Below are 13371 nucleotides of genomic sequence, written 5' to 3' on the forward strand. Positions count from 1 at the left end.
CATCAGAAATAGCTTAAACCCTCTTAAATTTTTCTCGGCGATACCAGCGACAAATTCGCTTAGGTGAAACACCGAGTAAATAAGCAATAATTACTATTTGATTAAGTAGCGTAGTTTTGAATACTCCTTTTTGCAACCATCTACGGGCTGAGGTAACAACTGGTGTGGGAATAATTACAATGCGTCCGGTGCGTTTTAAACGACGCATGAGTTCAAAGTCTTCCATGATGGGCAATTCAGGAAAACCGCCGATTTGCTGAAATACTGCTTTTGTTAAAAAAATTGCTTGGTCGCCATAGGGCATTTGGTAAATATGCGATCGCATATTTACTCCCCACTCCACCCATCGTAAACTTAAAAGTGAGGCATCAATCCGCAAGTTAAACGCACCAGCCACAATCCCAGGTTGTTGTAGCACTGTGCGAATCATCTCATCAAACCCCGTTGGCAAACGGGTATCTGCGTGGAGAAATAGCAGAATCTCACCGCTAGCCGCTAAAGCACCCGCGTTCATTTGCACAGCACGACCGAGAGATGATGAGATAACTTTGACACCTAATGATTGAGCAATTTCTACTGTGCCATCCTTTGAGCCAGCATCTACTAATATGACTTCTATATTTATGCTCTGTTGAGTTGTCGCAATTGCTTCTTTAATATTTCCTGCTTCATTAATAGCCGGAATAATAATCGAAATTTTAGCAGCGCCAATATTCTGACTCATGATTGCTGAGTTTTCTTTTCCAGTTGGTCAGGAAATGAACACTGTACCGTTACCTTAAGATTACTTTCAGCCGTGCCTTTAGTTATGTAAGGTATACCTGCTTCACCGCCAACTTTGATCCCAAATTCTAGAGTAACTTTATCAATATTAGCAACAGGGATTTTTTTAAAAGCATTAAGTGCATGAACAGTGTAAGCTCGAATTGTGCCTTCAATTGCTTGGAAATTTTGCACTATCTGTTTTTGTGCAGCATCAGCATCCCATCCCTTATCAATTAGCGCTTCTTCCTCTCCCTCTGGAGAAACTTCGGTAATGACTGGCGGAGCATCTACATTACCTGTAGCTTCAATGTAAATAATCGTGCCATCTTCTAACTGAATAGGTGTGAGTTGAGTCATGGGATAAATCTCGCCTAAAAGAATTGCGTGTAGTCAATTTAACGCGAAATGGGCGGTTAGAAACCGCGTTTAGACAAAGGAAGCCCACCCCCGTGGGTTTTAACAAGTGAAATGGGCGGTTAGAAACCGCGTCTACACAAACAAAACCCACCTCCGTGGGTTTCAACAAGTCATTAAGCCCCTTGTTTTTGTTAGTCCGCGGAGGCGGACTTTGCCTGTGTAGCCGCGAATTCTATTCGCCAGGGCTTAAGTGTGCTAAACATTTTTACGGAAAATGCAGTAAATTTCTTGTATAAGCTGAAAATAATTCGGCACAACTATCATAGGCTTTCTAAGATGAGTCGAGACGCTTTGGTGGTGGGAATTAATACGTATGACCGCTTAAAATGTCTCAACGCACCAGCTGCCGATGCTGAAGCGATCGCTCAAATCTTACAACAATATGGGGAGCTTCGGGTAACGCGGCTCCCAGCAGTCAAAGACAAGGAAAATGAGACGATTCGCATTGGTAAGCAAACTAAAGTTAGTTTAACTCAGTTAGAAAAAGCGATCGTTCAATTGTTTAAGCCAGATGGGAAGCCGCCAGACACAGCACTGCTGTATTTTTCTGGTCATGGATTACGGAAAAATCAAGGGATTCAGGAAGGTTTTTTAGCGACAAGTGAAGTCAACCCCGATGCAGGTAATTGGGGATTATCTCTACAATGGCTGCGGCGATTGCTGCAAGAAAGTGAGGTAAGACAACAAATTGTGATTTTGGATTGCTGCTATAGCGGAGAAGTGCTAAATTTTGTAGAGGCTGATCCAGGCGATCGGGGTAAAGGCAGAGACAGGTGTTTTATTGCGGCTTCTCGTGATTTTGAAGTAGCTTTTGAAGAGATTAACAGCCAACACAGCGTTCTCACTGCTGCACTGCTGAAAGGTTTAGAACCAAAACAAGACCGTTGGGTGAGTAACTACACCTTAGTAGACTTGCTCAATCAAGAACATCACCCGTTCCCCCAGCGTCCCATATTTGCTAACTCTGGTGAAGCAATTAATCTCACTCGCAAATGGAATTCCTCTCCTGTTTACTCCACAGTACAAATATCAGCTATTTGTCCTTACAAAGGGTTGTCATATTTTGATTGCACAGAAGCAGATGCTAAATTATTTTATGGCAGAACAGCATTAACCGACGAATTATTAGAAAAAGTGCGATCGGGTAATTTCCTCGCTGTGTTGGGAGCATCAGGTAGTGGTAAATCTAGTGTTGTCAGAGCTGGTTTACTTTATCAATTAAAGTTAGGACGCAGATTATCAGGTAGCGATACTTGGCAGTTGAAAATATTTCGGCCAGGGATTAACCCCTTACAAAATTTAGCACTGGCATTTGTAGAATCAGAATTATCAGATATTGAACGCGCATCTCAATTAGCAAAAGCTGAAGAATTAATAGCTAGAGGTGCAGTTGGTTTAGGACAGTTAATTACAGGTAGGCAAACTCAGCGCGTTGTGCTAGTGGTAGACCAGTTTGAAGAAGCTTTTACCCTGTGTCAAGACATTGCAAAACGACAGAAGTTTTTTGAATGTTTGCTAGGTGCTTTGCAGAGACATGACAATAAACTTTGCTTAGTAATAACGATGCGAGTTGATTTCTTTGACATGCGTATTAAACAGGAATATGGGGGACTAGCCAAGAAGATTCAGGATAATTTGGTGACAGTAACAACAATGAGTCGAGAGGAATTAACAAAAGCAATTTTCAAACCTGCAAAACAGGTGAACTTAGAAGTCGAACCTGAGTTAATTCTTCAGATGATTGTAGATGTAGAAAGCTCTCCGGTGAGTTTACCATTATTGCAGTACACGCTGACAGAAATATGGAAGCAAAGGACTGAGGAACGCTTAACCCTTAATGCCTACACTCGACTGGGTGGGGTCAGAGGAACACTTCAAAAACGCGCTACAGAAGTTTATGAGTCATTATTACCTGAAGAACAGCAGATAACAAAGCGGATTTTTTTAGAACTGACACAATTGGGAGAAGGAACAGAAGATACCCGCAAGCAGGTTTTGCAACGAGATTTCGTCACATTACAGTATCCAGAGGTTGTGATTAATAGCGTAATTCAACGGTTAACAGATGAGAAGTTAATTGTTAGCAGTAGCTTGCTTAAGAAGGGGTCAGGTCTTGATCAAGTTGCTGTCATAGATGTAGCCCATGAAGCACTGATTCGCCATTGGTCGCTATTGCGCCAGTGGATTGAGGAAAATCGGGATATATTACGACAAAAGCGGAAAATTGAAGCGGCAGCTGTTGAATGGCGAGATCGGGGAAAGGCAGAAGATGACCTCTTTCAGGGAAACCGTTTGAGAAGTGCAAAGGATTTTCATGAGCAACAAGCTGAAGACTGGAAATTATCTGACTTGGCTATTGAGTTTATTCAAGTAAGCATTAAACAAAAACGAAATAATCGTCTTAAGTTCGTTGGTTTTGTTTTAATTATTCCACTGATTATGTCTGTAATTGTGGGTATTGTAGTTACCAAACGGATTCTTTGGCATACAGTCGATACTGTTAAAGGAAATGAGTACAGCCGGGAAAAAATTAAGGCACTGGAAACGCTTGTAAGACTTGGTGACAGTCTAGCTAACCAAGATTTCAGCCGTAATGACCTCAGTCGTGCAAACCTCAGTTCTGCTGATCTTAACGGTGCCATCCTCAACAGTACCATCCTCAACGGTGCCAACCTCAGTGATGCCAACCTCAACGGTGCCAAACTCAATGATGCCAACCTCAGTGATGCCAACCTCAGTGATGCCAACCTCAACGATGCCATCCTCTACAGTGCCAAACTCAGCAAAGTTAACCTTACCAGTGCCAACCTCAGCAAAGCCAACCTCAGCAGTGCCGACATCAGCAGTGCCAACCTCAGCAAAGTTAACCTTACCAGTGCCAACCTCAGCAAAGCCGATATCAGCAGTGCCGATATCAGCAGTGCCAACCTCAGCAAAGTCAATCTCAAAGGTGCTATTTACACTCATGAAACTAAGTTTCCTGAGAATTTCGACCCTACTAAGCAACAAATGTATTTAATTGCTCCTGATGCCAAACTTAGAGATGCCGACCTTAGCGGCGCTAACCTCATCTTGGTCAACCTTAGCCGTGCTGACCTCAGTGGTGCCAATCTTAGAGGTGCTAACCTCTCCTTTTGGACAAACCTCAGCAGTGCCAACCTCAGCAAAGCCGACCTTAGAGGCGTCAACCTTAGTGCTGCTGACCTCAGAGGTGCCAACCTCAAAGGTGCTATTTACACTCACGAAACTAAGTTTCCTGAGAAGTTCGATCCTACTAAGCAACAAATGTACTTAATTGCTCCTAATGCCGACCTCAGAGGTGCCGACCTCAGAGGTGCTGACCTCAGCTTTTTTACAAACCTCAGTGGTGCTAACCTCAGCGCTGCCAACCTTAGTGGTGTCAACCTCAACTTTGCCAACCTTAGTAGTGCCAATCTCAGCAAAGCTGACCTTAGAGGTGTCAACCTTAGTGATGCTGACCTCAGAGGTGCCAACCTCAAAGGTGCTATTTACACTCACGAAACTAAGTTTCCTGAGAAGTTCGATCCTACTAAGCAACAAATGTACTTAATTGCTCCTAATGCCGACCTCAGAGGTGCCGACCTCAGAGGTGCTGACCTCAGTGGTGTTAACCTCAGGGGTGCCAACCTTAGTGGTGCCGACCTCAGCTTTTTTACAAACCTCAGTGGTGCTAACCTCAGCGGTGCCAACCTTAGTAGTGCCAACCTCAGCTTTTTTACAAACCTCAGTGGTGCTAACCTCAGCTTTGCTGACCTTAGAGGTGTGAAAAACCTGATTGTTGAACAAATTAAATCTACTAAAAATTGGGAACAAGCAAAATATGACAAGGATTTTCGTACTAAGCTTGGTTTACCACCCGAACCACTTGATTTTACTTTCCAGCCTAATCTACTATTCAAACTCAAACAACTCAAACCAGCTAAGTGAATTCTAAAGAATGAATTATCGCAAATATAACTGCTCTTAGTACAATTATATTAACTAGCCCTAATAGTTACTTTGTCTGGATTGCCAGAGAGAAAATGCCAGCGAAAGATTTATACCATGATGCGGTTAAAAACGCATTAATTAACGATGGTTGGATAATTACAGCCGATCCTTATCCAATTAAATATGAAGAAGTTAAACTGTTTGCCGATCTTGCTGGAGAAAAAAACATTGCGGCGAGTAGAGAAGGAAAACAAATTGTTATTGAAATTAAAAGTTTTCTGAGCCATTCTCCGATGCGTGATTTTGAAACCGCATTAGGTCAGTATCTCATTTATAAAGCTTTTCTTTCTCTTGAAAATCCTGAACAGGAATTATATTTGGCAATAGGAGAAATAATCTATGAAGATTTCTTTCAAAAAGTTGCAATTCAATTAGTTGTAGCGAAATATCAAGTCTCACTATTGGTTATTGATATGAATAAACAGGAGATTATCAAATGGACAAGTTAACTCAATATCAAAATCTGATCAAGCAAATTTTAACAGAGTACCAAAGAATTTCTTCACAAGTTCCTGTTGCTGATGTGGATGAAGTATTAATGTTTGATGATGACAGAAGTCAATATTTGTGGTTCAATATTGGTTGGAAAGAAGGGAAAAGAGTTAAAGGAGTTTCTGTCTATATTCGCATTAAAAATGAAAAATTTTACATTGAAGAAGATTTGACTGAGGAAGGAATGGCAACTGAGTTAATGCGTTTAAATGTTCCTGCAAGTGATATTGTCTTGGCTTTTCAGCCTCCAGAAGTGAGGAAATATACTGAGTTTGCAACGGTTTAAATATTATTTCCAAATAGAGGCTAATAAAAATTTGGCTCATAGGTATTGAAGCAACGGGTCAATGAGCTCATCTGGAATTCGGTTACGCTGAATATAACTATTGATTTCATTTTGGTGATCAAGATAGTAACTCAAAGCATCAAACACTTGAGCTAAAGTAATATGTGGTAAGCCTTGGGGAATTTCTTCCGGTGCAACTCCCATGCGCTAAGTTTCTACAATTGCTCTCACAGGTGTGCGTGTTCCACGAATAAATCGGTTCACCACCCAGAATTGCATCATCCCTAACTATGTAAATATGCTCTGTAGCTTGAACCATAATTAAATCTCTATTCATTAAGGAATATTGTACTAGTACAACACGGCGTAAATCCAGCTACCATCTCAATTAATTAACTAGACAAGGGGCTTAAGCCGTTTAAGCCCTTGTAAAAAGTAGGCAAACTTCTGCCACAGTAATACTACAACACGGCAGAAATTACTATCTCAACATAATTACTATGACAGCGATCGCCATTAATTTAAACCCCATCATCCAACTCACCGACAACCAATTTTATCAGTTGTGTCGGGAAAACCCGGAAGTCAAATTTGAACGCAATGCAGCCGGAGAACTTCTAATCATGCCACCTACAGGCGGAGAAACTGGAAATCGTAATTTTGAAATTTCTGTTGACTTCGGAATTTGGAATCGCCAAACTCACTTAGGAATTTGCTTTGATTCTTCCACCTGCTTTAAACTTCCCAATGGTGCAAACCGTTCTCCTGATGTTGCTTGGATTAGACAAGAGCGATGGGATGCACTCACACCTGAACAAAAAGAAAAGTTCCCCCCAATTGCCCCAGATTTTGTTTTAGAGTTAATGTCACCAAGCGATACTTTGAGAGAAACGCAAGAGAAAATGCAGGAATATATCGATAATGGAGTGAAATTAGGTTGGTTAATTAATCCCAAAATGCGTCAGGTAGAAATTTATCGTCTTGGCCAACCAGTGGAAATATTAACATCCCCAGAAGAATTATCAGGAGAAGATGTTTTACCAGGATTTATTTTAAATTTGCAAATAATCTGGAGATAAATATTATTGATTTCGGTTCACTTGCTCAAATTGAATAATAGCATCGTACTGCTCAGGCATTGCGATATAACACAGTAGTAAAGCGGGGTCTAAATTTGGAAAAAAGCCACTCCGGTTAACTTCTTCATACTCGCCACTCTCGCTAAGACGGAATATTTTTATTTCATTAGATTTACAAAACCAAACTTCCGGCACTTTTTTAGACTTGTATAACTCCTTCCTGTTAATGGTTCCACTGGTGACGATAATTTCAATAACAATATCAGGAACTTCTCTTTCACTACCAATACTGTAAGACTCATCTGGTGTGCCAGAAGCATACCCAGGTTCTTCTAGAGTGAAACCACCACGTCTGTAAAATCGGATGCCCAACTCTTTCATGTAAGCTTCTAGTAGTAAGCCAACAGTACTTTTCACTTTTTCATGTTTATCTCCAATGGGCGATATAATTTCTAATATTCCTGACAAATAAGACAGTCTGACATTGCGGTTGTCTTGAAGTTGTGCCTCAATCCCTTTGAATTGCTCCTAAGAAACATCCTTGAGAGTTACCAGTTTTTCTTCTGTAGGCTGGTCTACAGGTGGGATGCTCATAAAAACACTTTCCTTATACGCGCACTAATTCTACTTTTTCGATATTGACGTAATGCACCCTATGGAAACCACCAGCTTCCCCTATTGCTGTAAAACTGAAACCGTCCAAAGCCAAGAAATTGGCCGTGGGATTTCTCACCCACCGGAAACGCTGTCACACCCAATAAGTAGACACCAGAAAAGCTGGGATTATTTACAGGGCGGAGGGCGATTGTAATAGTCTGTCCCGGAGTTACAGGCGGATCAAAATTCACATTAACTGTTCGTGTCTCGCGTTCTGCTGTGACTGCGCCTAGTGTTAGCCGAGATTCTTTGCGGTCGCTTGTTCCGACAAAGGCGCGGGTATCATTAAGATTGTAGTCGATGTTTTCCGCTCCCTCCCTCTGTGCGATCGTTACCTTCTGGAGAGGTTCTCCAGCATTCTCCGGCAAATTAATAGTAAAATAATAAGTCGCGCCCCAAACATTCACATCTTTGTAAGTAGTTGTCGCTTTAACAAGTTTCGGCGGTTCGACAAAGTAGACAGTACCATCTCTAAGCTGCACTGCTTGAGTCACCCTCACGGGAACTCCTCCAATACTTATTGCTAACGAGAGTGTTATCCCAAACAAAGTTGCAACGCGCATAACTTTAGATATAAAAAACGCACTTATTTCAATTTTAGTCCTTTGGGAATCAGTGATTTGGGAATGATAGAAGCTTGTTTTTCCCAATCAGAAGATTTCGTGTACCACCAAGCCCAAGCAATTAAAACTGCTTGAAAGGGAAGTCTAAATACGTGTACCCAAGGTGAATTTGGTATATGTTCAATTTTAATAAGATTAACCGCCATGTTAATATTGGCAGGGTAAACAGCAATAAAAAGAGCAAGAAGTCCCCAAGCAGCAGCTTGGCTTACAGGCGGGACTAATAAGCCGATACCACCCAAAATTTCATAAAAGCCACTGAGATAAACTAATCCTAAAGGGTAAGGAAGTTGCGGCGGCACAATTTTGACATATTCTTCTGGAACAATAAAGTGTGTCACTCCAACCACAATGATCGATATAGCAAGGAAAACACGTAATATTTCCTTATACTTATTCATGGGTTTTGCCTGATTATATACTTGTCCTATTACTTAAGTTTCATTTATAAATGTTAATCTGCCTTGAGTCAATAGGAGGAGAAATTGACAAACTTTTGCATAATTACCGTACAGCCCATATTCAGGTATGTGAGCGATTCTTTAATGTTCACGTCGCTTAGGGATTTCCAAGAAATAAATTATTCAATCTTGTGGGGTGGGCATCTTGCCCGCCCAATAACCAAAGGCGGGCAAGATGCCCACCCCACAATAAATAATTGGATATTTTTTTATTTGGAAGTCGCTTAGTATAATATTATTTCAAGTTTATTGGTGTAATAAAGCGGTTCCCAGGTGCATGAAGTACATATCAAAACCTCACCCCCAACCCCTCTGTGTGAGTTAAGACAGGGGAGATAAAGCACAGCTTTATCGGGGTTAGGTTAAGCTGTACCTCAATTAGAAAACACTATAAATAATCAGTAATAATTTAATAGTCAATTCATTACCTGTTACTAATTATTCATAAAAAACATGAGCGATGCCTTTAGCCGACTTGCACCCTTCATCCAAGAATATATTTATCATCACCAGTGGACTGAATTACGACCAATTCAAATTGCCGCTTGTCAAGTTATATTTGACACTGATGCTCACTTGCTAGTTACTGCTGCAACTGCTGCGGGTAAAACAGAAGCAGCCTTTCTGCCAGTTTTGACTCTATTACATACTAACCCGGCTGCAACTATAGGGGCATTATATATTAGTCCAATCAAAGCTTTAATTAATGATCAATTTGAGCGCCTCAACGACTTACTCAAAGAAGCAGATATTCCTGTTTGGCACTGGCACGGTGATGTTTCTCAAAGTCGAAAAAACAAGCTTTTAAAGAATCCTCAAGGAATTTTACAAATTACACCAGAATCTCTAGAAAGTTTGTTAATCAACAAAAATAACGACCTACTTCGTTTATTTGGTGATTTAAGATTTGTGATCATTGATGAAATTCACGCCTTTATGGGTTCAGAACGCGGTTGTCAAATTATTTGCCAATTACAACGTTTAGCAAAGTTGACGCAAAAACAACCGCGCCGTATTGGTTTGTCGGCGACTCTTGGGGATTACTCAATAGCTGAAGAGTGGTTGCGTTCTGGAACAGATAAGCCAGTAATTACACCGCCAACTGACGGGATAAAACGTCAAATAAAACTAGCTGTAGAACATTTTTATATTACTGATGAAGTAGATGAATCAGAGGCGACAGCTGATGAACAATATATTTTCAACCTCAGCAAATCTCGCAAATGCCTGATATTTGCTAATAATCGGACGCGTACCGAATCTGTAATCGCATCTTTGCGACAAATTGCCACAAAACAAGGACTACCAGATATATATCATGTGCATCATGGCAGTATATCTGCTAGCTTGCGGCAAGCAGCTGAAAATGCGATGCGTGAACCCAACAATCCAGCTGTTACTGCCGCCACTCTGACTTTAGAATTAGGCATAGATATCGGTCATTTAGAGCGAGTTATTCAGTTAGAATCGCCCTTGTCTGTAGCTAGCTTTTTACAGCGCTTAGGACGTAGTGGTAGAAGAGGTGAAGCTGCCGATATGCGCTTTATCTGTGCCGAAGATAAACCATTACCAGAAGCTTCTCTACCAGAGCAAATACCCTGGCAACTTTTGCAGTCTATCGCTATCATTCAGCTTTATTTAGAGGAAGAATGGATTGAACCAATCAGACCGATTAAATATCCTTTGAGTTTGCTTTATCACCAAACAATGAGTATTTTAACAGCAACGGGGGAAATTTCACCTAATGCACTAGCTAAACAAATTTTTAGTCTGCCGCCCTTTGCTGCTATTTCCAAAGAAGATTTCCTATTATTGCTACGTTATTTAATTGATATTGGTCATATTCAGCATACTGAGCAAGGTAAATTAATCCTGGGTTTGGCAGGAGAAAAGATCGTGAGAAAATTTCAGTTTTATGCTGTCTTTGCTGAACAACAAGAATATATTGTTAAGCAAGGTGCAACGCAAATTGGCAGTATCGTCACGCCGCCTGCTGTTGGGAATCAATTTGGTTTAGCTGGGAGAAGTTGGGAAGTCGTAGAAGTTGACTTTAAAAATAAGGCTATTTTTGTTAAACAAGCCGAGGGTAAAGCTAGTATTTATTGGCGTGGTAGTGGTGGCACTATTCATACCAAAGTTTTGCAACGAATGCAGCACGTTCTATTTGAGAATGTCGAATATAGTTACTTGCAAAAAAATGCTTTGCAACGTTTACGTAAAGTTCGCCAATTAGTGCAGCAGGTTGGATTAGATCAACAAAATATCTTACAATTGGAAAAAGGTAAATGCTGTATTTTCCCCTGGATGGGTACGGTTGCTTATCGCACCTTAGAAAGATTACTTAACTCCTACTGTCGAGAATCATTGGAAATTACAAGTATTAGCGGAGTAAATCCCTATTATTTAACAATTAAATTAGGCAAGAATAAATTTAAATATCTTTATCATGAAATTGCTTCATTGTGTGAACAAAGAATTAGCCAAGAAGATTTAGTTAGTACTTCAGAAGCACCGGAAATCCAAAAGTATGATAGATTTATTCCTCATCCACTTTTACGAAAAGCTTTTGCTAGCGATTATTTAGATATGAGAGAACTCAAACAGCAAGTAGCACTCTGGAGAGAATAGGTGGCAATACTGCTCAGTTAAAAATATTCGTCACATTTTTATTTTTTAGGACAAACCTACGCAGTATTGGAATAGGTGGGTATCAGCAAGCAGCAGATGAAATTTTACGGTTTAGAGAATTAATTACAAAATAAACGAGGTACAACGTTGCTTAAAAAAGATGTCGCTTCTCCTTCACAAATCCAATCACTCAAACGGGCTTTAGGATATCTGAACGGGTATCGGTGGATGGGTATAGGTGCTTTGCTGAGTTTGTTGCTTTTGATTGCTGCCAATGCTTTGACTCCACAGCTTTTCCGGTGGGGAATTGACCAAGGTATTGCTAAAAAAGACTTAGATATTGTTTTTCAAGCAGGCAGTTTGTTAATTTGTGTGGCGATCGCTAGAGGAGTGTCCAATTTTGGACAGGGTTTTTGGGCAGAAGCAGTTGCTCAAGGAGTCGCCTACAGATTGCGAAATCAGATTTTCTACAAAATTCACAACCTCAGTTTCAGCTATCACGATCGCGCCCCAACTTCACAACTATTGACGCGGATTACCAGAGATATTGAACAAATACGCACCTTCATTGGTACTACTTTACTTCAGGTCATCAGTTCCCTCTTGACTTTAGTTACAATTACTGTAATTTTGCTAGTCATGAACTGGCAATTGGCATTAATTACACTAACTGCTGTACCCATCGCCGCGTTTTTATTGATCCGGTTTTTCTCTAAAGCTGGAATGCTATTTGGTCGGGTACAACAGCTATTGGGAGAACTAAATGCAGTTTTGAAAGAGAACCTGATCGGTGTTCGTTTAATCAAAGCTTTTGTTCGAGAAGACGCTGAAATTGAACGTTATAACCACAGAGATCAGGAAGTAATCGCTGCTAACCTGAAAGCAATTTGGGCAATTTCTAATCTTTTCCCGTTTATATTTTTGTTAAACAATTTAGTAACGCTAGGGGTGCTTGGTTATGGTGGTAGCGCTGTTATTGGGAAACAATTCTCGGTTGGTGAATTAGTCGCTTTTAATTCCTATTTAGCTGTGGTTCTCCAACCAATTTTTCAGTTGGGCTTCGCTGCGGCAGGAATTGCCCAGGCGGCGGCTTCGGCTAAACGAGTATATGAGGTAATTGATACTGAAGAGGAAATTAGCGATCGCCCCCAGGCGATTCCTTTTCACACCAGCAGTATCAGAATTACCTTTGAGGATGTGTCTTTTCGCTATCCTGGGGCGACTAATTATGCCCTTAAAGGCGTTTCCTTTGAAACCAAACCTAACGAACTGATTGCAATTTTAGGGAAGACAGGTTCAGGTAAAAGTACCCTTGTCAACCTGATTCCCCGCTTTTACGATGTGACGACGGGAGCAATTCGCATCGACGGTAATGATGTACGCGATTTTACGCTTCATAGTTTACGCACGCATATTGGGATGATTTTCCAAGAAACGAGGCTATTTTCAGGCACCATCCGCGATAATATTGCCTATGCTATACCCAATGCTCCTTTGGAACTAGTCATAGAAGCCGCTAGAATTGCCCATATTCATGAATTTATTATCAGTTTGCCAGATGGCTATGAAACAATTGTGGGAGAACGTGGGGTAGGTTTATCAGGAGGGCAAAAACAACGGATAGCGATCGCTCGCACCTTTCTCACTGATTATCGAATTTTAGTTTTAGATGATAGCACATCTGCGGTCGATGCCAAAACCGCAACACAAATTTACGCATCTCTTGATAAATTAATGAAGAGTCGAACTTGTACAGTATTTGCGATCGCTCAACGTATCAGTACAATCAAGAATGCTGACCGGATTCTTTTGATTGATGGAGGAGAACTAGTTGCTCAGGGAACCCATGAAGAGTTGATGCTGCAAAGTCCCTTATACGGTTCTATTTTAGAATCACAAGTTAAATAAATAAACTCGGTTTCTTAAATAAATCGGGTTTATGGAGTTCTAGT

The 13371-nt window shown here is 40.7% G+C and carries 12 protein-coding genes; 6 read left to right on the forward strand and 6 right to left on the reverse strand.

The genetic code is table 11. The annotated features are described in order from the left end of the window. Nucleotides 1-13 precede the first annotated feature (13 nt). Nucleotides 14-724 (reverse strand): TIGR04283 family arsenosugar biosynthesis glycosyltransferase, encoded by a 711-nt coding sequence (locus HWQ23_RS30630; protein WP_292837188.1) that lies wholly within the window; start codon nucleotides 722-724, stop codon nucleotides 14-16. Further along, entirely contained in the window at nucleotides 721-1122 is a 402-nt protein-coding gene (locus HWQ23_RS30635) for a CU044_2847 family protein (protein ID WP_292837190.1), read from the reverse strand. Before HWQ23_RS30635 ends, HWQ23_RS30630 begins: the two co-directional genes overlap by 4 nt. Nucleotides 1123-1458: 336 nt before the next feature. Here HWQ23_RS30635 and HWQ23_RS30640 point away from each other — a divergent pair, with 336 nt between their 5' ends. The 3 genes from HWQ23_RS30640 to HWQ23_RS30650 all read left to right on the forward strand — a co-directional run bounded on the left by HWQ23_RS30640 (nucleotide 1459) and on the right by HWQ23_RS30650 (nucleotide 5971). Next, nucleotides 1459-5130, forward strand: coding sequence for an nSTAND1 domain-containing NTPase (locus HWQ23_RS30640; protein ID WP_292837192.1), 3672 nt, complete (start codon nucleotides 1459-1461; stop codon nucleotides 5128-5130). 95 nt (nucleotides 5131-5225) lie between these two features. After that, nucleotides 5226-5642 carry a XisH family protein gene (locus HWQ23_RS30645; protein ID WP_292837194.1) on the forward strand — a complete coding sequence of 139 codons (417 nt, stop codon included), beginning with the start codon at nucleotides 5226-5228 and terminating at the stop codon, nucleotides 5640-5642. Further along, nucleotides 5630-5971 carry a XisI protein gene (locus HWQ23_RS30650; RefSeq protein WP_292837196.1) on the forward strand — a complete coding sequence of 114 codons (342 nt, stop codon included), beginning with the start codon at nucleotides 5630-5632 and terminating at the stop codon, nucleotides 5969-5971. Before HWQ23_RS30645 ends, HWQ23_RS30650 begins: the two co-directional genes overlap by 13 nt. Nucleotides 5972-6007: 36 nt before the next feature. On the opposite strand, the gene HWQ23_RS30655 is transcribed toward HWQ23_RS30650, so the two are convergent. Beyond that, nucleotides 6008-6175 carry a DUF433 domain-containing protein gene (locus HWQ23_RS30655; RefSeq protein ID WP_292837198.1) on the reverse strand — a complete coding sequence of 56 codons (168 nt, stop codon included), beginning with the start codon at nucleotides 6173-6175 and terminating at the stop codon, nucleotides 6008-6010. Nucleotides 6176-6471: 296 nt separating this feature from the next. Here HWQ23_RS30655 and HWQ23_RS30660 point away from each other — a divergent pair, with 296 nt between their 5' ends. Continuing rightward, nucleotides 6472-7050, forward strand: coding sequence for a Uma2 family endonuclease (locus tag HWQ23_RS30660; RefSeq protein WP_292837200.1), 579 nt, complete (start codon nucleotides 6472-6474; stop codon nucleotides 7048-7050). Nucleotides 7051-7053: 3 nt separating this feature from the next. Here HWQ23_RS30660 and HWQ23_RS30665 read toward each other — a convergent pair whose 3' ends face one another. The 3 genes from HWQ23_RS30665 to HWQ23_RS30675 all read right to left on the reverse strand — a co-directional run bounded on the left by HWQ23_RS30665 (nucleotide 7054) and on the right by HWQ23_RS30675 (nucleotide 8731). Beyond that, nucleotides 7054-7563 carry a Uma2 family endonuclease gene (locus HWQ23_RS30665; protein ID WP_292837405.1) on the reverse strand — a complete coding sequence of 170 codons (510 nt, stop codon included), beginning with the start codon at nucleotides 7561-7563 and terminating at the stop codon, nucleotides 7054-7056. A 140-nt stretch (nucleotides 7564-7703) separates the two neighbouring features. Next, entirely contained in the window at nucleotides 7704-8270 is a 567-nt protein-coding gene (locus HWQ23_RS30670; RefSeq protein ID WP_292837202.1) for a DUF2808 domain-containing protein, read from the reverse strand. Nucleotides 8271-8293: 23 nt separating this feature from the next. Beyond that, nucleotides 8294-8731: a DoxX family protein gene (locus tag HWQ23_RS30675; protein ID WP_292837204.1), complete on the reverse strand. Its 438-nt coding sequence runs from the start codon at nucleotides 8729-8731 to the stop codon at nucleotides 8294-8296. 513 nt (nucleotides 8732-9244) lie between these two features. Between HWQ23_RS30675 and HWQ23_RS30680 the strand changes: the two genes are divergently transcribed. Both HWQ23_RS30680 and HWQ23_RS30685 read left to right on the forward strand, forming a co-directional pair. Next, nucleotides 9245-11419: a DEAD/DEAH box helicase gene (locus tag HWQ23_RS30680; protein ID WP_292837206.1), complete on the forward strand. Its 2175-nt coding sequence runs from the start codon at nucleotides 9245-9247 to the stop codon at nucleotides 11417-11419. Between the two features lie 228 nt (nucleotides 11420-11647). After that, entirely contained in the window at nucleotides 11648-13327 is a 1680-nt protein-coding gene (locus HWQ23_RS30685) for an ABC transporter ATP-binding protein (protein ID WP_292837407.1), read from the forward strand. Nucleotides 13328-13371 lie beyond the last annotated feature (44 nt).

It is taken from the genome of Nostoc sp. JL33 (assembly GCF_017114985.1).
Taxonomy (GTDB): Bacteria; Cyanobacteriota; Cyanobacteriia; order Cyanobacteriales; family Nostocaceae; genus Nostoc.